This is a genomic window from Fibrobacter sp. UWB12, assembly GCF_900142485.1.
Taxonomy (GTDB): domain Bacteria; phylum Fibrobacterota; class Fibrobacteria; order Fibrobacterales; family Fibrobacteraceae; genus Fibrobacter.
In genome coordinates this window covers 479,490-501,001 of the sequence record NZ_FRAZ01000003.1, presented here as the reverse complement: position 1 = coordinate 501,001, position 21,512 = coordinate 479,490, and the positions used below count along the sequence as shown (strand labels likewise).

Sequence of the window (21,512 nt, the reverse complement as noted above, 5' to 3'; positions counted from 1 at the left end):
ATCAGCGTCGCTCATTTTTATAATGGAGATGCCCGTCCGGTGGCGGGACTAGCACGATTTTTATTCTTTCACCAAGAAGCCGACCGTTGACTTTTCACGGACAAACGTTTTCTTGGCAACATTCTGGACATCAGCGACATTCACCTTATCCAAATTATCTGCCCAATTGATGAAATAGCGATAATCGCCGTAGACTTCATACCAACCAAGCATGGTTGCCACATTTTCCATATCGGTCAAACTGCGGATAAGGCCTGCATAGGCGCGATTTTTTACCTTCTGGAACTCACGTTCACTCACTTGTTCTTTCTTGAGTTTTTCGAGTTCTTCCCACACGATTTTCTCGACCTTTTCGCGGTTGGCATCGGGGCGGAGGTTCACGCGGACCGAGAACTCAGAAACATACTTGTTCGGGCTATTGCTTGCGCTTACGCCAACAGCAAGTTTTTCTTCTTCGACAAGGCGCTTGTAAAGGCGACCTGAACGTCCATTCAAAACGCCTTCAGCAATATCGAGCGCATAGAGCGTGCTATCACCAACTGCCGGAGTCTTGAAGACGAGCGTGTACAAATTCGGAGCGTCCTTGCGCTTTACAATCAAACGCTTTTCGCCCGCCTGTTCCGGATCGCGCACCGTAAGTGCCGGGAACGAATCGCCCGTCGGAATCGGTCCAAAATATTTCTTGACAAGAGACATCGCTTCAAGCGTATCCAAATCACCAGCCATCACGAGAATGGCATTGCGCGGTTTGTAATACTTGCGGTAATGTTCATCGGCCTGTTCTCGCGTCAAATTTTCGATATCGCTAGGCCAGCCAATGGTCGGCACGCGGTACGGGAACGCCTCATAAATCATAGAATTGAGCGTTTCGTAAAAGCGGCCTGTCGGACGGTCATCATAGCGCATGCGGCGTTCTTCACGCACAACAGAGCGTTCCGAATAGAACTCGCGCAACACGGCATTTTGCATGCGGTCCGATTCAAGCCACATGAAAAGTTCAATCTTATTCTTGGGGAGCGTGACCGTGTAGGCCGTCAGCAAATCACTTGTAAATGCATTAAGCCCTGTGCCACCTGCAGCCTGATAAGCGCCCCAAAGTTCATCCTTCACAAAAATCTTGCGGTGTTCATTCACCACGGAATCGTGTTCAGCCGTAAGCTTTTTAACAAGCGCTGTGTCACCCGCCTGCTTTGCAGGACGGATTAGAGCTTGCAAGGAATCTTGAGTCGCCATGAATTTGGCATCGGCAATGCTGTCCGAAATGCCGACTTTTTTAGTACCCTTGAACAATTCATGTTCCAAAATGTGGGCAAGTCCCGATTTACCCGGAACTTCGTGAACAGAACCGGTCACATAAAACAAACGGAAGCTCACCGTAGGTGCCTGCTTGTTGGGGTATAAAAGCACCGTAAGTCCGTTATCCAGAATTTCCTTATGTACGGGCAAATTTACAGCAGCTTTAGACGTTCCGGCAAGCAACGCAGGAACCAAAGCGCAACTTAAAGCAATTCGAGCGAAAAGTTTTTTCATGATAGATAATTTACTAAAAAAAATATGGAGATTTTTTCTCCATACTCGAATGACAATAAAAAAGGGGGCTTTCGCCCCTAGTTTACTTCACTTTAATCTTTTTCGATTTCACGACTTGCCCATTCAATTCGAGCACCGCAATCACAAGCGCTTTTCCACGCAGATTATCCATGTGAACTTCGCAGTATTTGTCGGCAAACGATTTCTTCATAAGAAGAGTTCCATTTACATCGAACAAAGCAACCGTTTTAAGTCCATCTATATCTGCATGGACCTTCAAAGCTCGGTCAGCAACAGAGAATTGAACTGCAGACGGAACTATGTTTTGCGTTGCAAACATAAATGGTTCTGATGACGAACTCAAGTCTTTTGAAGTACTAGAAATAACGTTAGAAGAAGAAGACTTCGCCTTACTGCTAGACGACACAGACGAAGAACTTACGCTTGAAGAACTCGAAGCAGGCTTGCTCGAAGAAGAAACCGCCTTGCTTGAAGAAGAACGAACGGCACTAGAAGAAGATGCCGGTGAAACTGGAGATACTCGGCTTCCGCGAGTTTTGAATTCCACATGGTCATCTACAATTTTTATATCATAAACTTCAAGTCCAAGACTATCACCACCCCATGTCACAAAGCCATTATAGCTATTAACGCCCCTACTCGTCGGGAAAGCATCATCTTTAGCACTGTAGACATCCGCTTTACCATCAGCTTCAACTAAATCGACTTTCATGGGATCCGTGGTATTGACTTCGTTGTACATCCAAGAATATCTGTCATAATTGATATGCCAAATCAACAAACCCTGATTCGGAAGACCCTCGTCAAAATCTTGTTTTAAACGGAAATCGACAAAATAGTATTCAGCATCGTTTTTCGAGGTCAGTACAAGACCATCATTTTCTTGAATAGTCTTCAAAACAAAAGTCGTATCCGAAATTTCTAACCGGCGCGGTTCAAGCCAACCTAAACTAAAGCGTTCAAAAGCGGACAAATTCGCTGGCGAGCACGAAGTCGACTTATACTTATTTTGCGGACAGTTATAAGAACCAGCATCCATCAAGTCCCAAGCGCCCGGCGTATAACGAACTTTCATACGCGTGTCATTGACATAGACATCATAGTGGTCCTGCAAGCCAAGGACATGGCTAAACTCATGGCAGAATGTTCCAATACCATTTAATGCATCTGTACTTTTCCGGTACAAATAGGCCTGACCATCTATTTCAGGAGAACAGGCGTAACGATACATGGACATATTGCGCGTAAGACGCTTGCTTACATTATAAGAATGTGGCCAAATAGCGGATTGCACATCCGTATCTGCCGAACCGACACCTGCATAAATCATGTAGACAAAATCTACAATTCTATCGTTGTCACTATCGTAAGGCGTAAAATCGACACCAGCTGCCACAAGCGAATCCATAGCTTCGCTGACGGCATTGACAGCTCCTGCCGCTATATTATTGGGGTCAACCAAAGCGCCATAGGAATCGCGAGTACCCTTAAGGGTTATAGGGCCATACACATCAAATGTAGGACGATATTTTCCAGAAGAATTCAAAATAAAGAAGTCTCGCGCGCTACCTTTCATAAAGTAATTCGAATATCCCTCTTTATTAAGGAAATCGTGGTATTCCTCATAGGCATTATCGCGCTTAAACTTTACATCGCTAAACTGGACAAGAATAACAAGCCCGCGAACATCACCTTCTTTTTTGACGTTATTCACAGACGGGCGCATCGGGGTATTGGTATTTTGGGTTGTCCGCCCTCCCCAAGCATTAGCCTTCATGGGAGACGAGGACTGGAGCACCTGAGGCTCGGAAGAGCGCTGTTCCTCCAACTGTTTTAGGCGTTTTTCGCGAAAATTTTCAAGAATTTGACGAGAATTGCGTTTTTTGAGGAAATTTTTCTCTTTGGCACCACGTTTAGACTTGGCATGGACCCTCATCCCCGTCTTTTTGCCATGTTCGTCGGCATAATTCCAATAGCCGCTGGAGTCACGTACCACAAGTACGCTATCATCTCCAGTAACAGTGTAATTAAAGTGTTCGTTTCCGACCTTTCTAATCTGCACAACGGAACCATCAGGCTGCGTTGAATTGATTAAAAACGGTGCAGCTTTAACGGCCCACACAGATGCGGTACCGACTAAAGACCCAATCAATATACACTTCCACCAACTCATATTATAAACATATATTCTGATGGCGGATTTAGCAAAACAACAATAAGTTTTTTACATGTTTTTCGTTGACAGAACGCCAAAAATTAGCAACAGCCGATACAAAAACTTACATTTTTGACAGTGCAAGAAGCGCTCCGCCGCATAAAATCACAGAAACGGCAATCGCAAGCTTGATTCGTTCCGATTTTGTCGGATATTCACCGAAAACGACCACCCCCCAAAGCAAGTTCACCAAAAGGTTCAACTGCGTCAGCGGATAGCCCACGGCATACCCCAAGGAGCCCTTCGTGTCGATAGCCCAGAAGCAGCCATGCTGCCCGACGACCCACAAAATGCCCATGAGCATGGAAGAAATCGAAGGAGCCAAGCCATATTCAAAAAGGGAACGGCGCTTTATACACAAAATTGCAACCAAAAGTTCTGCGGCTACGAAAATACCTATAGAGAACGAGCTCATGAACTCGAGTATAGGAACTTCGGCAAACTTGTACGGTATGAGGTAAAGACCAAAAATGAGACCGCCCAACAAAGAACGCCAATTTCTAAAAATATTCCCCTGCGGAGGAGCAAGCCTACTCAAGCCAAAAAGCAAAAGAAGGATTGCCGGAATTGAAAAGTAAAGTAACGTCGATTCCGAGAAAACAAGCACGCCACTTATAAATGAAGCAAGAATGCTCACGCCCATCGAGCGCACACCGGCACCTGTCAAGTCCTGTTCGGCCTTTACGGCCCAAAAGCAGAACGCCCCCGCACATACCCAGAAGAACCCGCAAAGGAGGCCCACCGGCAAAACACACAGCGTGTCCGTTGCAATCGAAATGGCAAGTTGGCCAAGGAACATACCCAAAGCCATGCAAGAGAGGTACGCCCAAGACGAGAATTTGGACCAAGCCTTGAGAGGGACCATGTAAGTGCCGAACGCAAATACGGCTAAAACGAGACCAACGTAACTATTTCCCAATGCAGAACCCCGCAAATATTTTTTGTAAAACGTCTTCGGACGAAATTTCGCCCGTTATACTTTGGAGAGACCGGCGCACCAGTTGCATTTCAAACGCAATAAGTTCCACCGCCGGATTCGTACGAATAAGAGAAAGCGTACGGTCGATGCCCGCGAGAGCATCTTCGAGGCAGTTCTTTTCGCGCTCGCTCGTAATCCAGAGGTCTTCGGAATTTTCCATTTTCTTGAAAAGAGCGGCATTCATCTTTTGGCGAAGTTCCGCGAGACCCTCCCCCGTCTTCGAAGAAATGCGGAGGTTTCCGCCCTGACGAGATGGGTTCAAGTCCGATTTCGAAATGACGACAAGGTCCGGTTGGATTGCTTCCGCCACGCTCTGCTCGCGGCAGGCTCCACTATCGTTCCTCGCAATGACGTTGTTTCCATCCACGACAAGAATCTTCATGTCAGCTTCAGCGAGGATTTCCTTGCTCTTTTCCATGCTGAGTGCATCGAGCGCATCAGTAGCCTCGTCCGCAATACCCGCGGTATCAACCAAGCGGATTTCACCACCATCCAAGAACAGACGAACTTCAACAAAGTCACGGGTCGTGCCCGGAATATCGCTCACCAGAATTCGATCTTCGCCAAGAAGTGCGTTTACAAGGCTCGATTTGCCCGCATTCGGAGCGCCGTACAAAACTGCAAGCGGCAAACGGCTCACATTGGCTTTTTCCTTGAAGCTTTTCAATATAGATTGCACGCTTTCGCGAATCGCTTCAATCTTTGTGCCCCAAGTTGCGTAATCTGGGTCGGCCTCTTCTTCGGCAAAATCAACATCAAGTTCGAGACGCGCCGAAATGTCCATGACCTGTTCCGTGAGCGTCTTGACCTTTTTCGAGAGCGCACCGCCGAGCAAACGATGGGCATTCTTAAGTTCATCGCGATTTGCACTATGGATCACATCCGCGACAGATTCCGCCTGCACCAAGTCCATGCGACCATTCAAAAACGCACGGCGCGTATATTCACCGGGTTCCGCAAGACGCACTCTTTCAACACTCTTAATGACCTGAATCAGTTCGCGAACGATAATCGGGTTTCCGTGCGGATAAAGCTCCAGCACGTCTTCGCCAGTATAGGAATTTGGACCTTCGAAAAAGATGTACAGGAGGCTATCGATAACCTGGGCCGTTTTCCGGTCGCCATTCACAATAGTTCGGTAATCCCTTGCCGTTGCAAGTTTCGCTTCGCGAGCCTTTAAATTTTTTATCGCAGATTCGCCAAACAATAACCGAATTACATCTCGCACTTTGGAACCGCTTACGCGGATTGCGGCAACGGCACTCACGCCGGCCGGCGTCATCGGGGCTACAATCGTTTGGGAATCCATGAAGCGAAAGATAGTAAATTGTAGTTACTAGTTAATAGTTACTAGGTACTAGAAGAATTAAGATACAAGATGTTTTTTCTTTCCAAAATTTCTAGTAACTAGTAACTTAGAACTGATTACTTATCTAGTTAGGAAATTACTAAATTCCCTAGCAACGAACAACTATTGACCAATGACGAACAACCAATGACCAGATTCAAACTTATTTCCCGTCCTTTGGGCACTGTGCAGTGCTACGTTTTGCAGCGCGACGACGGCGCTGAATTTGAAATTTTAAGCGGATACGGTGCAGGCCTCAACGCCTGGCGTATTCCCGACAGCAAGAGCGGTAAACTTGCCGACCTCCTTTTCGGCTACCGCGAAGGCGATGACATTTACAAAATGGGGCCCGACACAAACGCCGGTTGCCGACTCGCCCCCTTCCCGGGACGCGTGGCTTACGCCAAGTTCAATTGGAACGGGAGCGTTTACCAGCTTGTCAATAACGTGAGCTGGGCTCCGCACGCCCTCCACGGTTTTTTACAGAACAAGGAATGGAATCTTTTGAGTTTCGAAAGCGATAGCGAAAAATGCATCGCGACATTCGGCATTGATTGGCCGGGAGCATTTACCGGATTCCCGTTCCCCTTCCGCGCCATTAACAAGATTACGTTCACCGGCGAAAGTTACAGTGTCGAATCGACCGTCACGAACATCGGCAAAGGCGACCTTCCCTATTCCGAAGGCTGGCACCCCTATTACACGCTCGGTGAAAAAATCAACAATCTCGTCATGAAGCTCCCCGAAACGGACCTCGCCCTCCTCGACAAAGCCGATATTCCGACAGGCGAATTCAAACCGGATACCCGTTTTGTGGGCGGCCGGCTCATCAACGATGAATTCATCAACGACTGCTTCGTTCTCAAAAATGAGCAAAATTTTGAGAACATTTTAGCCACCACGGAACTCAAAAGCGATTCCAAAACTCTCCAAATTTGGCAAAAAGCCGGCAAAGAACAATATAACACCATCCAGATTTATACTCCACCCGACCGCATGAGCATCGCCATCGAGCCGATGACCGCGGAACCCGATACTTTAAACCACCACAGAGGTTTAATCGTTATCAAGCCGGGTGAATCTCGTACATTCAGTTTTGGGGCAAGTATCCAGAAAAACGCCTAAAAACGCTCAAAAACACCCTTATATTTTCTATAAACATATTTTTTCCTTTCCAAGCAAAAATGTTGTTGCATTTTTGCTTTTTTCATTATATTTTTGAGAACATAAATACTAAGGAGTGAACATGGGATTCAAAAAGGTTTTCTTAGCATGCAGTCTTTCCGCAGCATGTTCCGTTTTTGCAGCACAATACGAAGCTGAAAGCGCAACCCTTTCCGGGGACGCAGCCGCAGCCTCTAGCACAGCAGCTTCTGGCGGCAAATACGTCAAAATGAACGGTGGCGACATCACATTCTCTAAAGTCGTAGCTGAAAATGCGGGCAAATACACCATCGTCATCCATTACATGAATAACTACGGTGGTTCCAAGATCAACAACGTAGAAGTTGGCGGAGCCTCTTCCGCAGTCACATTCGACGAGACGGACAAGGGCAAATTTGCCGACGTCGAAACGGTCATGAACCTCGCCGCCGGTGAGAACACCATCGCTATCACCAATAGCTGGGGATGGATTGACGTGGACTATATCGAAATCAAGGGCTACGAGGCAAAAGCATTTAACCTCTGCAACGCCCCGGTCACAAAAACCGCTACCCCGTCCGCCATCAAGCTTTATAACTTCCTCGTCAACAACTTTGGCAAAAAGACCATCTCCGGCGTCATGACCGGCAACATGGACGCCTATACCAAAGGTGACGCCACCCAACACGAAGACGTTCAGGCCGTATTCAAGGCAGGCGGCAAGTACCCCGCACTTGTTGGAGTCGACCTGATGAACGCTACCGGCGCAAGCAAGGACAACAGCTGGTTCCAAGAATATACCGAAAAGGCCATCGATATTGCCAAGAGCACCTGGAAAAAGGGCGGCATTCCGGCATTCACATGGCACTGGCGTCCAGGTGAAGAAGAGAACTTCTATGTCAAAGGCGCAAATGACAATTACACCGAATTCGACTTCACCGAAGCTTTCGTGACCGGTACGACCAACTGGGATACAGTTTCGACCGCTTACAAGGCTCTCGTCGCTGACATCGATCTCGTTTCCAAGATTTTCCTTGACCTCCAGAAAGAAGGCATTGCCGCCATCTTCCGCCCGTTGCACGAATCTGGTGGCAACTGGTTCTGGTGGAGCACCCACACAGGCAAGCAGTTCGCCGCACTCTATCAGTTACTCTACGAACGTATGGTCTTCACGAACGGCGTAAACAACCTCATTTGGGACTTTAACCCGAAGGACGCCGCCACGATGTCCTGGACTCCGGGCGAAACCTACTATGACGTGTTGAGCGTAGACATTTACAACAATGCAAACGATCACCAAAGCAACAGCGCCGCATTCATCGATCTCACGAACAAGGCAGGCACCAACAAGATTATCTCCCTCAGCGAAAACGGCCCGATTCCTGACGTCGACAAGATGTACGAAGACGGTGCCACTTGGAGCTGGTGGATGCCGTGGTACGAATCCCCGAGCTGGAACGGTGGCTACGTAAGCCAGACTGCAGCAAGCGTATGGCAAAAGAACCTCGCTGACGAACGCATCATCACTCTCGACAAAATGCCGGGTTGGGACAACTATAGCGAAGCTGCCGCAGCAACGAACGTTTGCCCGACTTCTACGCAGAACGCCAAATTCGGTGCAGACACCGCCAAGGCTAATCCGGAAAACGTCGACCTCGTCATGGGCGTGACCTACAAGGCTATCAACGATAGCGGCGCTAACATCCAGTACACCAAGGTTCCGAACTTGACCGGTGCAAAGAGCATAGCAGTCACGATCGAAAACAAGGGTTCCGGTGGCGAAATGAACGGCATCTGGATCGGCATGGCATTTGTCCGCGACGGTTCCAAGGACAAGGCTTGGACTTGGGAACAGTCCCCGTCTGACGGCTGCTGGCTCAATGACGGCGCCAAGGCCACTTGCGAATTCGCTATCGAGACTTACACCGACGACGCAGGCGTTGAACACCCGATGGACCTCGACAAGCTTTTCTCCGTCACCTTCATCTTGGCTGGCGCTAACGGATTCGAAGGCACGGTGCTCTTTGACAACATGGTCACGGACAACGGCATCATCATCAATGGATTCAACAAGAATACGGAACTATTCACCGCCGCAGACCAGAGCAAGGGCCACATCGCAAGTATCGAGCTCTATAACAAGGACGGCACTCCGGCAACTCCTTCCTCTATCAAGCCGATTGCAGCAACAAAGAAGGCCGGAATCCGCATGAACGGAACTAGCATCGCCTTTACCGCAAGCAAGGCAGGCTTTGCAAGCATCGACGTATTCAACATGAACGGCAAGCGCGAAGCAACACTCTACCGAGGCACCCTCAGCGCAGGCGAACATTCGTTCAGCCTCAAGAACCTCTCCAAAGGTCAGTACATCCTCCGCGTAAAGGGCAACGGAATCGCAGCCTCCAAGCCGATTCTTGTCAAGTAAGTTTATAACACATAAAGCTGAATACACAAAGGCGACCGTGGAAGCGGTCGCCTTTTCTTTGTAAAGAGGAAATCCAGCTTCTTAGCTAAATCTAGATACTCGCGAACGCTCCGTCAACTGTTTGAATTTTTGTCAGAAAACGCCTCAAGGAACTCATCTTAATAAAAAATCAAGGCGCTGAAAGATTTACGCAGTGATTTCCTTTTCGTGCAACAAGTTCATAACCAAGAGTCGAAAGCAAAGCATTCAACGTCTTTAAGGTTATGTTCACCGGTTGCATGGCTCGTAGATTTTGAATCACCGATGTCGAAATTCCGGACGCTTTCGATAAAGCACGAACACTAACGTCCTGTTCCGCCATAGCATCTAAAATAAGCTCAGACAAAAGGAAATTTGCATATTCCTTTTCAAAGGCTTTCTTTTGTTTCGGATCGGACATGATCCTTTCAAATGTCGATTTAGCCTTCTTCATAATACTCTCCCTTCTGTACACGAGTGTTATAGCTTTGCATAGAAAATATTGCCCTTTGTTTTTCGTTTTCAGGAAGCTTTTGCGCATCACCTAATCTATTGAAATAGTCAAACGCCTGACTTGTACCATTTTCATCGTAATACCATTCTACAGTAAAGCACGGACCTTCATAAGCTAAAATTTCTCTCATTACAAATGTATCTCCTTTTTGATACGCTGTCAAGAGCGGCAATTTCAAATACGGATACATTTGCGAAATTCATGCCAGCAGAAAATTACCGTTTTCACACGAAAAACGGCAAATTGCAATTTGAGAAAAAGTGATTAATCGATTTAATCACTGATTAATCAGTTCATTAACTCAGCAAATCACTAGTACATTTAAGGTATTAAGATGTTTGTCTATTTTAATGACAAAGTCCATCATTTTCTGCTTGTTAAAGACTCATTTCCACTACAATGCTGTTGCTAAAACGCATTATTGTTACTAGTTTTACTAGAGCATAACCCCCCCCCCGGAAATGCGACCATACCTTGAACTCTTGTAGTCCCCAATAATCAGCAACGAGGAAAAAATCTCGCCTAAAATTATTTTACCACTGCAGACGGACGATAAATTTTACTAAGACGTCTAGACTTGGTTATAATACTCACTGTGTTTTCCGTCACGTTTGGCCCCGTCCAAACATTCATTTTTCTTACAATCGTGTGAAAAACTTGCACTTTTTCACAGCGCTTATTGACTTCATTTTTCACGAATTTATTTTTCTATAGACGATATTTAGGATGTTTGGGGGTGTGGACATTTTCCACAAGTTTTGTCAACACTCAAAAGTCGGGATTGCCCTATTTCATCGTTATTTATCTAGTTTCAGAGAAAAATAAGGATACGCTATGAATTGCATCAAGACTTTAATCGCAGTTTCGCTTCTTGGAACAGCCGCATTTGCAGCTCCGGGACTCACCGTGAGTGGCACAGACCTTCAGTACAACGGAAAGAAAATTTTCTTCTCGGGTACAAACCTCGCTTGGAGCGACTACAATTCCGACGTGGGAGCCTCCCCTCTTGACGAAAACGCATGGCGCAAAGCCGTGGAAGGCACGCGTGCCGCAGGTGGTAACGCAATCCGTTGGTGGCTCTTTAACAACATGAGCCAAAGCCCGACAATTGACGAAACAACGCACTTGGTCACTGGCCCGAAGGAAAATACCATCGCCAACATGAAAAAAGCTTTGGACATTGCCGAAGAATACGGCGTGATGGTCTCGATGTGCCTCTTTAGCCACAACTTGATGGAACCGAACCAGTGGGGTCTTTACAACGAAAAGCTCGACATCACTGCTAACGAATTGCTTTTCGAAGACGCGGGCACCAAGGCGTTTATAGACAACGTTTTGATTCCGGTTGTGAAAGCGATTGGTAACCACAAGGCTCTCATGACTTGGGAAGTCTTTAACGAACCCGAGGGCATGACTAGCGAATGCAGCGGTTGGACCACAAAGAAGATGGCACTCGCCAAAATCCAGAAGTTTACGAACAAGGTTGCAGCGGCCATCCACACGACAAACCCGGAACTTCTCGTTTCGACCGGTAGCGTGAACATCAAGTATCAGAAGCATTGGAATGACGCAGCCCTCATCGAAGCGGGTGGCGAAGCGAATGGTACGCTCGACTTTTTCCAGACCCACTATTACCCGTACTGGCAAGACAATTCTGTTAGCCCGTTCGTGAATACGGCAGCCCAGATGGCGACCAAGTACAGCTACGATTCCAAGCCGATGATTATTGGAGAATTCCCGGCAAGCGGTTGGGCTGGCGATACATACCGCTCCAATTTTGCCGCAAAGACAGAAATTACAACGGAAGAATGTTACCGCAAGGCTTTTGACGGTGGTTATGCGGGTGCTCTCGCTTGGCAGTACATTGGCGACAAGACCGAAGCAAACTTTGGCGGTTACAGCTACACGATTGAACCTGCGCTCGATGCCATGAAGAAGCTCGCCGCAACGGAAGAAGCAAGCATCAAGATTAAGGATGTGAACATTGAAGGCGGCAATGGCGGAAACGGCATGATGGCTGTGACCTACGGTGCCGACAATGGCCAGGTGGAATACCAGAACAAGGGCGGTTGGGACCTTTCCGGTGCAACGACGTTTACGTGGACCGCAAAGAATAATGGTTCTTCTGACGCAGACATTTACCTCATCTTCAAGCTTACGGATTCTTGGACATGGACCGAAACGGATGGAAGCTGCAAGGTTCCGGCAGGCGAAAAAGTTACATGCTCTATCGACATTTCTAGCTTTGCCGACCGCAACAAGACACTCAGCATCACGTTTGCAAACTACGCCGCAGGCTACACCGGCACGGTTATTTATGACGATATCAAAGCTGGCGACTTGACGCTCTTTGACTTCAATACCGACAAGTACGACGCCTTCAAGCGCGGTTACGAGAACACCGAAGAAATGATTCCAGAAATCAAGATTGTGTTCGATGAAAACTACGTTTTTGGAAAGACCAGCTTGGTCAAAGGAAAGGTCGCAGCATCGTCCAAGTTCACCATCAGCGGCAACAAGATTATGCTCAACACAAAGGCTAAGGGTCAGGTCAGCGTTGACGTATTCAGCATGAACGGAAAAAACATCGCGACACTCTTTAACGGAAAGCTCAGCGCTGGTAATTACGTGTTTAGCCTCGCCGACATGCCGAAGGGCCAGTACATTGTTCGCATGAAGGGTGCAGGCCTCACAGCCACGCAGCCGGTGATTATCAAGTAAAATTAAAAGGAGATTCCCGGTCATCCCCGTCAAGCGAGGACAAGCGCCGGGAATGACAATGTAAAGGAGTCCCGCGAAAAAGCGGGACTTTTTTGTGTTCACAAGATGGAGGTGCCCGATCGGTGGCGGGCAAGACAATGCTGTTTTTTGGACGAAAGCAGTGACGAAAATCCTTTGAATTTAAGGTGCAAAAATATAGATTTAGAGATGGAGAATGGAATGTTTATGAAGAACTTTAACTACACAAATTTTGTCGCTACGGCAACTGTCGCAGCACTCGCAGGCACCGCTTTTGCGGCCACCCCCATCCGTTTAGAAGCCGAAGACGCCGTCCTTGCCGATGACCACAAAGTCGTCGTAATCACAGATGCCAAAGCTTCGGGCGGAAAGTCCGTCGATATGAAAGACGGCAATTTGGAATTCAAAGTAACAGTCCCCGCAACAGGCTATTACACGCTTTGGGCAACATACCAGATACCATCGAATTCAACCAACAAAATCCAGAACTTGACCGTCAATGGCGTTTCTGCAGGGCAGATTTCTTTTGGAATTTCTGACGAATTCACGACCATCAAGGGTGCGGGCAAAATCAAACTCACCGCAGGCGAAAACAAAATAGGCATTATTCACAGCTGGGGTTACGTCAACCTCGACTATATCGAGCTCACCGAATACGAAGCTAGCCCGTGGAATCTTTCCCCGACTCCAGTCACGCCTGAACCGACCGAAAGCGCACAGAAGCTATACAACTTCTTGCTTGACAACTTCGGCAAACGCGTGATTAGCGGTGTCATGACAGAACGCCCGTTCGAAAACAACGGCCAATATACACCACAAAACTACGAAACGCAAACCGAGCTCAAATACATTCACGATGCAAGCGGCAAGAACGTAGTTCTGGTTGGTTTTGACTTTTTGCACGCCTCCGGCAAGAATTCTGAAGAACAGTGGTATCAGGGCTACACACACGCTTCGCTAGAAATGGCAAAGACCGTTTGGAAAGCAGGCGGCATTCCGCAATTCAACTGGCATTGGAAAGATCCGACGCACGAAATCGAAGCATTCTACACAAAATCAGGCAACGAAACCTCATACACCGAATTCAGCATCAACAAGGCTTATGACGAAGCCTCCGGCAAATGGAAAACTGATAGCGATGCATACAAAGCTATGGTCCGCGACATGGAAATGATCGCCGATTCGCTTTTGACCTTGCAAAAAGAAGGGGTCGCTGTTCTTTGGCGCCCGCTCCACGAAGCCAGCGGCAAGTGGTTCTGGTGGGGCACCGATGGAGCCAAGCCGTGCGTTGCTTTGTACAAGCTCATGTTCGATATTTTCGTGAACAAGAAAGGTTTGCACAACTTAATTTGGGTGTGGACCACTGACGAAGCAAGCGATGCACTCGACTGGTATCCGGGCGATGAATACGTGGATGTTGTTGGCCGCGATTACTATTACTACCCGCGTGAATCCAATCACTCTAGCCTTGTGGGCAGCTTCGAAACAGTGAAAGAAATGTTCGGTGGCAAAAAAATTGTAACGCTCAGTGAAAACGGCTCCGTCCCCTACCCCGACGAAATGAAGGCTGATGGCGCCAACTGGAGTTGGTTCATGCCATGGTATGGTGATTACGCCATGGAAAGTTGGGCAAACGACAACAATGCCGAAAGCTGGAAAACCGTGATGAACAATGATTACACGATTACTCTCGAAGACATGCCGGGCTGGGAAAAATACCAGATTGTTGAAGTCCCGACGACGGGAATCAAGAGCGTTATGGCAGCAACAAAGGCTACCGCTAATTTAGTTGTAATCGGAAAGAATTTGCAGATTAGTATTCCGGGCATTGCTGCAGGTGCTACCGCAAAAGTCGCCATTTTTGACATGCAAGGCAATCAGGTGGTGATCCGTGCAATCAATGGAGCAAATGCAAGCATCAATCTGAACGGAATTGCTGCCGGGCAGTACATCGTGAAAGTGCAAGGAAAAGGATTTGCACAAAACGGAAGGATTCTAGTGAAGTAATAGGAAATGGTGATCCCGGCACTGTGGCCGGGATGACAATGTAAAAGCAACGCTTCCGGCGCAAGTCCGGGATGACAATGCAAAAAAAATGGAGAGTATGATTATGGGATGTAAATTATTCGCGGGCGCACGCTCCGCAATGGCTTTTGCCACAGCAATCGCGGCAACATCAGTTTATGCCGCACCGACAACTTACGAAGCCGAAGATTTGAGCGGCGCAACCGTTGCCGAAGGCGCAGACTTTTCGGGCGGCAAATACGCAAAGCCCGCCGATGCTAGCGGTATCACGTTTACGGTCAAAGTCGAAGAGACCGCCGTTTACGACATTACCACGAAAGTTTTCATCAAGCAATACGACTGGATTACCTCTAAAATCGTAGTGAACGGCGTTGACGCTGGTTCGCTCCTTACTACTCCGCGCAATTGCGATTCCACTTACGTCATCAGCGCATCGGCAAAGATGAAAGTCGGCGAAAACAAGATTACAGTGGGCAATCAATCCATTGGCGTCGACTACATCACCGTCGAAAAGCATCCTGATCCAGAATTCAAAATCGGAGCAGCCCCTGTAACGCCAAACGCTTCGGAATCTGCGCGTAAAGTATTCTCGTTCTTACGCGAGAACTTTATGAAAAAGACAATCAGTGGCATGATGATCAGCGACCAGAATTTTAATTACGATTATGGCAACATGAAACTTTTAAAGCCTGGTGAATGTACTCCGGCGGATTCCTGCAAATATAGCGATGCAGAAGTTTCATGGAAGGGTCAAACCGATATTGCCGAATTCTACAAACGTAGCGGCCATTACCCCGCTATTGGCGGATTCGACATGCTCTTTGCTACAGGCGGCCATCATGAAGAAGGTTGGTTCAAAGGTTACACCGAAAACAATCTTGCCATGACCGAAGAACTTTGGAAAATGGGCGGCATCCCGACTTATACTTGGCATTGGAAAGTCGGCAAAGACACCGTATTTTATACAAAAGATACTTATCCGAACAACGGATTTAACGCTAGCGGTTGTACAGAAGGCGTTCAAGGAACCTCCGAAAGCAACACATGCTTTAACTACACCAAGGCTTTCAAAGGCGAACAATGCAAAGAAATTGACGAAACCTCTCAAGAATATAAAGACATTGTCGCTGACATCGATATTGTTTCGGGATATTTCCAGGAACTGCAAGACAAGGGTATCGCTGTCGTATGGCGTCCGCTCCACGAAGCTAGCGGTGGTTGGTTCTGGTGGGGTGCAGGTAGCCCTGAATGTTATGTACAACTTTATCGATTGGTTTTCAACCGCATGGTCGGCACAAACAAGCTCAACAACTTGATTTGGGTTTGGAACATCAATACTGATCCGAAATACGGTTACGATTATAGTGCACTCAATGCAGCATGGTACCCCGGTGACGAATACGTCGACATTGTCGCCGTCGATATTTACGACCCGCTCAACAACCACAATTCCGGAGCCAACTACTTCAACAAAATCATAAGTGATGTAGGTACAAGCAAGATGATTGCTTTGAGCGAAAACGGAGCCATTCCAGACATCGACAGCATCGCCGAAGACAAAGCCTATTGGAGCTACTGGATGACATGGAGCCAGACTTGGAGCGGAAACTTCTTGGAAAAGACCCCCACGGACATGTGGAAAAAGAATCTTGATGACGAACGCATTATCGCTCTCGACAACATGCCGGGTTGGGACAAAATGACCGTACACAATTCCGTTCAAAAGCGTACTACCAAAATTCCAAACAACATAAATATTGCTATAAATGGTAAAAATTTGTCACTTTCAACAGCCACTAACGGCAACGCCACAGTCACTATTTTTGACATGACCGGGCACCGTGTTGCAACGCTTTTGCAGGGAAATATTTCGGCCGGAACTCATAGCTTTAGCTTGCAATCCATCACAGCAGGAAACTACATTGTAAAAGCAAGTGTCAACAATCACACTACAATGCAAGTTTTGCGTTTAAAATAGTGAGTGATGCAACATGTATTTTAAAAAAAAGGTTCACTTTCGAACCTTTTTTCTATTTTTAGAGCATGACCGAAAAGAACCCCCTTTATTTTACAATTCACGGACATTTTTATCAACCGCCCCGCGAAAATCCTTGGACTGGCGTTATCGAAAACCAGCCGAGTGCACGTCCGTTCCACGATTGGAACGAACGCATTGCAAGCGAGTGCTATAGCCCGAACTCCGCAAGCCGTATTTTAAATTCTAAAGGCAAGATTGTAGACATCGTAAACAACTACGATTTCATGAGCTTCAACATCGGCCCGACTCTCATGGGCTGGATTCGTACAAATACGCCTGACACATACAAGCGCATTAAAGAAGCGGACAAGCGCAGCCAAGATCGCTTGAATGGCCATGGCAACGCCATAGCCCAAGTTTACAACCACATCATCATGCCGCTTGCAAGCGAGCAAGACAAGCGTACACAAATCCGCTGGGGCATCGAAGATTTTAAGTTCCATTTCGGTCGCATGCCCGAAGCCATGTGGCTCGCCGAAACAGCAATCAACTTCGAAACCGTCGTTGAACTCATCAAGGCGGGCATCAAATTCACAGTTCTTTCGCCTACGCAGGCTGACAAGTTCCGCAAGTTTGGCGACAAGAAGTGGACCGATTGCAGCAACACGAACATCGACACTACGCGCCCGTACCGCATTTACCCGCGCGACAAAGAAGGCAACCTCGTCTGTGACGGTTACCTCGACGTATTCTTCTACAACCCGTGGCTTTCGAGCGCAGTCGGCTTTGAACATTTGCTCCGCGATGCAGGAACATTCGGCCACCGCATTGAAAGCGCCTGGGACGCCAATCGCAATGAACCGCAACTTGTAAGCATCGGTACCGACGGTGAATCTTATGGTCACCACGAACCGTTTGGCGACATGTGCGCTGCATGGCTTTATAACAAGTTCGCACCGCAGAATAACATGGTCCCCGTAAACTACGGCTGGTACCTTGAAAAGTTCCCGCCCAAGTACGAAGTCGAACTCAAGAATTTTTATGGCGAAGGCTGTGCATGGAGTTGCGCCCATGGTGTTGGTCGCTGGTACAGAGACTGCGGCTGCTCCACCGGTGGCGGCGCCGACTGGAACCAAAAATGGCGTGGTCCGCTCCGCGATGCATTCAACCACCTCAAGGAAGTGGCCGACAACATTTTCGTTCGCGAATTCGAAAAGATTTCGAAAATCGACCCGTGGGATGCCCGCAACAATTACATCCAGGTACTCGTTGCTCCGGAAGACGAATCCCGCAAGGAACAGTTCCTCAAGGATACGCTCAAGGATTACGAAAAGCAAGAAGACCGCGCTAAGGCAATTCGACTTCTCGAAATCCAGAAGTTCTGCCTGTTCAGCTTCACGAGCTGCGGTTGGTTCTTCAACGATATCGAAGGTTTGGAACCGGTTCAGAACATGCGTTACGCCCTCCGCGCCATGCAGCTCTTAAAGCCGTTCCTCCCGATGGGTGATAACCTCAAGAGTGAAATTCTCTACATTCTCGCCCGCGCCACAAGTAATGAACACAAGTGGAACGGCGCCGAAGTGTTTACCAAGTACGCCGAAGAAAACGTGCCGTCTGTCATCAAGCAGATGTCCGAACGTGCCGCGATTTACCACCTCGAACTTGAAGAAGACTATCTCAACAAGGATTCCCGCATCACCGCAACAAAGATTGCCTCCCGCCGTCGCCAGACGCTTGTGCGCACATCTTACGAAGACAAAGATCTCGGTGAATCTTGCGTGACCACGAACTTGGTCGTTACCGACCAGCTCAGCCGCGTGAACATCGTTGTCGCCATGGGCGAAGAAAAAGAAAGCGGGCTCACGTTTGTTGAAAATACGAACATGACGACGGAACAGCTCCACGAGCTCTATCCGACAGCATACGTTGTCCGCATGAGCAACCTTGCGAGCGATTCCTTGAAGCGCATCAATTTACTTTCGACGCAAAAGCACCTCGAGAACATCACAAAGTCGTTCTCCGGTTTTGCTCTGAACCACGGCATTTCCATCGACAGCCTTGCAGACCCCGACCATACATTGCCGGACACCATGAGAAAGATTCTCACGGTGGAAATCAACGCTCGCATCCATCATGCTGCATTGCAGTTGCTGAACGAGCATAACAAGGCAACCATCGAAGAAATCCACGAGCTCATTGACGAAGCTACAGCACTCAACACGCACTTTAGCTTTGGTGGGCTTGGCCACATGTTCTTCCACAAGCTCACGCTTCTCATTGACGAAGTTGCAAAGAAGTACGACGAAAGCACTCTCAACTACATCACAGACCTGATTACAGTTGCAGATTGGCTGAAGCTCTACATCAACAAGACTTCTCTTGAGAACTATGTCTTTGGATTCTACAAGGAATACAAGGCAGAGCCGAAGGGCAAATTTGCAGCCCTCAAGCTCATGTTCCAATGGCTGAACTTTGAGGTTGATAATGTATAAATTGTCAAATGCCCCGCTTCTAAACGCGCCGCAAATTGACAAGCGTCTGGAATCACTCGCCCAAGAACTAAAGGCGTGTGATTTCGACATTATTTTATCAGCACTCACAGGCAGCTACATATTTACCGCCGATTTGTCTCGCCGTATCGCAACTCCGAAATTGCGCATTGCATTTATCAAAGCATCTAGTTACGGCGAATCCGATCAACCGAACGCAAACGTCCATATTTCAGGCCTTGAAGGTCTCGACATCAAAGGCAAGCGCGTTTTGTTGATTGACGATATCCTTGACACTGGCAACACGATGTACACCCTCGTGAAAGCCCTCGCGGACTACTCCCCCGCTTCTATCAAGACTTGCGTACTGTTGAATAAGGAATCAAGGCGAACAGTTGATTATCACGCTGATTTCGTCGGTTTTGAAATAGAAAATAAATTTGTGGTCGGTTACGGTCTTGACTATGCAAACGATTACCGTACCTTGCCCGAAATATGGACTCTTGAAGAAGTATGACAGACAACAATAACAACCTGAACGAAAATGATGACTTGAACGAAGTCAAGAAACATGCGACCATGACGTTTGCCGCCATCGAGCGCAGTTTTACAAGAATGGCATACCGCAAGAGGAATGCCATCCGCATCATCGTCTGCCTTTTATTCTTTATTGCAGGCTACAAGGCAAATACGCTATTCAGCAGTAAAATTCCGACTGAAAAGATCATCGAGAAAATTGCGGCACAGCCGGACCTTCCGAACAAATGCAAGTACCGCTATGACCGTTCCATGGAATACGCCATCATGCACGAATGCGTATTTTCTCACGACACGCCTACGGATGTAACCAAGCTCATCCAGCGCATCAATTACTGCTCTTGCGCCTTGGAACGCGTACAAAAAAAGAAGCCCTTCCAGAAGATGTTCGAAAACAATCTGGAGGACTTCACATTCAAAATCCGCGAAGAAATTCTGTGCAAGGATGAAAAGATTCCTCCCGCACTCGAAATGGATTCTGTTTCAACGCCAAAATAGCGTTTTACAAAATAAGCATTCCGTCGCCGTAGCTGAACAGTTTAAGTTTGTTCTCTACGGCCATTTTGTATGCAGCGAGCGTATTTTCGCGACCATAGAATGCAGACACAAGCAAAATAAGCGAGCTCTTTGGCCAATGGAAATTGGTTAAAAGCCCATCCACCAACTTGTACTTGTATCCCGGATAAAAGAACGCATAAGTGACACCCTTTTGCGGTTTCAAGAATCCGTTCGCATCGGCAATAGTTTCGACAACACGCGTACTTGTAGTGCCAACAGTCACCACGCGGCCACCATCACGTTTTGCCTTGTTGATGATGTCGGCGTTTTCCTTGGTGAGTTCATAATGCTCGCCATGCATCTTGTGTTGCGAGAAATCTTCGACAGAAATATTCTGGAACGTGCCCGGCCCCACATGAAGCGTCACTTCAGCAACGTACACGCCCTTCGCTTTCAAATCGTTGAGCATTTGTTCGCTAAAATGGAGGCTTGCCGTCGGCGCTGCCACAGCACCAGCATACTTTGCAAAAATCGTCTGATACGCTTTTTTATCATCTTCGTCATCAGGGCGATCAATGTAAGGCGGCAGCGGAACGTGGCCTTCCCTGTTCATGACTTCTTCCATTTCGGCAGGAGTCTTTTCAAAGCGGAGAACGCGGTTTCCGTCTTCTTCATGAACTTCTTCCACAAACGTGCGCACGCCAGCAAGTTTAAGTTCGCGCCCGACCTGGAAAGCCTTGCCCGGATGCACCTTGGCTTCAAAGCGCGCCTCGCCCGCCGTGGACGGGTTTAACGCCTGAACCAAGAGAACTTCCACCTGGCCACCAAACTGAGTTTCGCCATAAAGGCGTGCCGGAATCACCTTCGTATTGTTCACCACAAGACAATCGCCTGGACGGAACAAATCGACAATTTCAGGAGCCTTCATGATGCGGCGTTCACCACCATCTTTCGGGCAATACAGAATATTCGTTTTGCCCTTACCTGCTGTACGCGAGGCAATCAATTCTTTCGGGAATTCAAAGTTATAATCGGAAAGACGGTATTCCATTA

The 21,512-nt window shown here is 47.7% G+C and carries 15 protein-coding genes; 8 read left to right on the top strand and 7 right to left on the bottom strand.

Annotated elements, in window-relative coordinates:
- Positions 1–60: 60 nt before the first annotated feature.
- The 4 genes from BUA34_RS06825 to mnmE form a co-directional block, all read right to left on the bottom strand.
- Positions 61–1,530: a M16 family metallopeptidase gene (locus BUA34_RS06825; protein WP_072827979.1), complete on the bottom strand. Its 1,470-nt coding sequence runs from the start codon at positions 1,528–1,530 to the stop codon at positions 61–63.
- 82 nt (positions 1,531–1,612) lie between these two features.
- Positions 1,613–3,703 carry a M6 family metalloprotease domain-containing protein gene (locus BUA34_RS06820; protein ID WP_254794362.1) on the bottom strand — a complete coding sequence of 697 codons (2,091 nt, stop codon included), beginning with the start codon at positions 3,701–3,703 and terminating at the stop codon, positions 1,613–1,615.
- A 127-nt stretch (positions 3,704–3,830) separates the two neighbouring features.
- Positions 3,831–4,685 carry a GRP family sugar transporter gene (locus BUA34_RS06815; protein WP_254794361.1) on the bottom strand — a complete coding sequence of 285 codons (855 nt, stop codon included), beginning with the start codon at positions 4,683–4,685 and terminating at the stop codon, positions 3,831–3,833.
- Positions 4,675–6,054, bottom strand: coding sequence for a tRNA uridine-5-carboxymethylaminomethyl(34) synthesis GTPase MnmE (gene mnmE / locus BUA34_RS06810; RefSeq protein WP_072827977.1), 1,380 nt, complete (start codon positions 6,052–6,054; stop codon positions 4,675–4,677). The genes BUA34_RS06815 and mnmE overlap by 11 nt, the downstream gene beginning before the upstream one ends.
- Before the next feature lie 186 nt (positions 6,055–6,240).
- Between mnmE and BUA34_RS06805 the strand changes: the two genes are divergently transcribed.
- Together BUA34_RS06805 and BUA34_RS06800 are read left to right on the top strand one after the other, a co-directional pair.
- Positions 6,241–7,218, top strand: coding sequence for an aldose 1-epimerase (locus BUA34_RS06805; protein ID WP_072827976.1), 978 nt, complete (start codon positions 6,241–6,243; stop codon positions 7,216–7,218).
- Between the two features lie 121 nt (positions 7,219–7,339).
- Complete coding sequence (locus BUA34_RS06800) at positions 7,340–9,661, top strand: glycosyl hydrolase (RefSeq protein ID WP_072827975.1); 2,322 nt, start codon at positions 7,340–7,342, stop codon at positions 9,659–9,661.
- Positions 9,662–9,830: 169 nt separating this feature from the next.
- Here BUA34_RS06800 and BUA34_RS06795 read toward each other — a convergent pair whose 3' ends face one another.
- Together BUA34_RS06795 and BUA34_RS15730 are read right to left on the bottom strand one after the other, a co-directional pair.
- The gene (locus BUA34_RS06795) at positions 9,831–10,133 is read right to left on the bottom strand and encodes a helix-turn-helix domain-containing protein (RefSeq protein ID WP_072827974.1); all 303 of its coding nucleotides are present in this window, start codon (positions 10,131–10,133) and stop codon (positions 9,831–9,833) included.
- Positions 10,120–10,323 carry a hypothetical protein gene (locus BUA34_RS15730; protein ID WP_072827973.1) on the bottom strand — a complete coding sequence of 68 codons (204 nt, stop codon included), beginning with the start codon at positions 10,321–10,323 and terminating at the stop codon, positions 10,120–10,122. Before BUA34_RS15730 ends, BUA34_RS06795 begins: the two co-directional genes overlap by 14 nt.
- A gap of 704 nt (positions 10,324–11,027) precedes the next feature.
- Between BUA34_RS15730 and BUA34_RS06785 the strand changes: the two genes are divergently transcribed.
- From BUA34_RS06785 to BUA34_RS06760, 6 genes are all read left to right on the top strand, one after another.
- On the top strand, positions 11,028–12,914 hold the full coding sequence (locus tag BUA34_RS06785) for a T9SS type A sorting domain-containing protein (RefSeq protein ID WP_072827972.1): 1,887 nt from the start codon (positions 11,028–11,030) through the stop codon (positions 12,912–12,914).
- Between the two features lie 225 nt (positions 12,915–13,139).
- Positions 13,140–14,939 (top strand): glycosyl hydrolase, encoded by a 1,800-nt coding sequence (locus BUA34_RS06780; RefSeq protein WP_254794360.1) that lies wholly within the window; start codon positions 13,140–13,142, stop codon positions 14,937–14,939.
- Between the two features lie 103 nt (positions 14,940–15,042).
- A complete protein-coding gene (locus tag BUA34_RS06775) occupies positions 15,043–16,935 on the top strand; it encodes a glycosyl hydrolase (protein WP_072827970.1) in 1,893 nt (630 codons plus the stop codon).
- Between the two features lie 65 nt (positions 16,936–17,000).
- Positions 17,001–19,427, top strand: a complete 2,427-nt coding sequence (locus BUA34_RS06770; protein ID WP_072827969.1) for a DUF3536 domain-containing protein — start codon at positions 17,001–17,003, stop codon at positions 19,425–19,427.
- The gene (gene hpt / locus BUA34_RS06765; RefSeq protein ID WP_072827968.1) at positions 19,420–19,941 is read left to right on the top strand and encodes a hypoxanthine phosphoribosyltransferase; all 522 of its coding nucleotides are present in this window, start codon (positions 19,420–19,422) and stop codon (positions 19,939–19,941) included. Before BUA34_RS06770 ends, hpt begins: the two co-directional genes overlap by 8 nt.
- The gene (locus BUA34_RS06760; protein WP_072827967.1) at positions 19,938–20,459 is read left to right on the top strand and encodes a hypothetical protein; all 522 of its coding nucleotides are present in this window, start codon (positions 19,938–19,940) and stop codon (positions 20,457–20,459) included. Before hpt ends, BUA34_RS06760 begins: the two co-directional genes overlap by 4 nt.
- Positions 20,460–20,463: 4 nt before the next feature.
- On the opposite strand, the gene queA is transcribed toward BUA34_RS06760, so the two are convergent.
- Positions 20,464–21,510: a tRNA preQ1(34) S-adenosylmethionine ribosyltransferase-isomerase QueA gene (gene queA / locus BUA34_RS06755; RefSeq protein ID WP_072827966.1), complete on the bottom strand. Its 1,047-nt coding sequence runs from the start codon at positions 21,508–21,510 to the stop codon at positions 20,464–20,466.
- Positions 21,511–21,512 lie beyond the last annotated feature (2 nt).

Coding starts and splice junctions, on each gene's coding strand:
- BUA34_RS06825 (WP_072827979.1), bottom strand. CDS start 1,530: ATGAAAAAACTTTTCGCTCGAATTGCTTTAAGTTGCGCTTTGGTTCCT.
- mnmE (WP_072827977.1), bottom strand. CDS start 6,054: ATGGATTCCCAAACGATTGTAGCCCCGATGACGCCGGCCGGCGTGAGT.
- BUA34_RS06805 (WP_072827976.1), top strand. CDS start 6,241: ATGACCAGATTCAAACTTATTTCCCGTCCTTTGGGCACTGTGCAGTGC.
- BUA34_RS06800 (WP_072827975.1), top strand. CDS start 7,340: ATGGGATTCAAAAAGGTTTTCTTAGCATGCAGTCTTTCCGCAGCATGT.
- BUA34_RS06795 (WP_072827974.1), bottom strand. CDS start 10,133: ATGAAGAAGGCTAAATCGACATTTGAAAGGATCATGTCCGATCCGAAA.
- BUA34_RS15730 (WP_072827973.1), bottom strand. CDS start 10,323: ATGAGAGAAATTTTAGCTTATGAAGGTCCGTGCTTTACTGTAGAATGG.
- BUA34_RS06785 (WP_072827972.1), top strand. CDS start 11,028: ATGAATTGCATCAAGACTTTAATCGCAGTTTCGCTTCTTGGAACAGCC.
- BUA34_RS06780 (WP_254794360.1), top strand. CDS start 13,140: ATGAAGAACTTTAACTACACAAATTTTGTCGCTACGGCAACTGTCGCA.
- BUA34_RS06775 (WP_072827970.1), top strand. CDS start 15,043: ATGGGATGTAAATTATTCGCGGGCGCACGCTCCGCAATGGCTTTTGCC.
- BUA34_RS06770 (WP_072827969.1), top strand. CDS start 17,001: ATGACCGAAAAGAACCCCCTTTATTTTACAATTCACGGACATTTTTAT.
- hpt (WP_072827968.1), top strand. CDS start 19,420: ATGTATAAATTGTCAAATGCCCCGCTTCTAAACGCGCCGCAAATTGAC.
- BUA34_RS06760 (WP_072827967.1), top strand. CDS start 19,938: ATGACAGACAACAATAACAACCTGAACGAAAATGATGACTTGAACGAA.
- queA (WP_072827966.1), bottom strand. CDS start 21,510: ATGGAATACCGTCTTTCCGATTATAACTTTGAATTCCCGAAAGAATTG.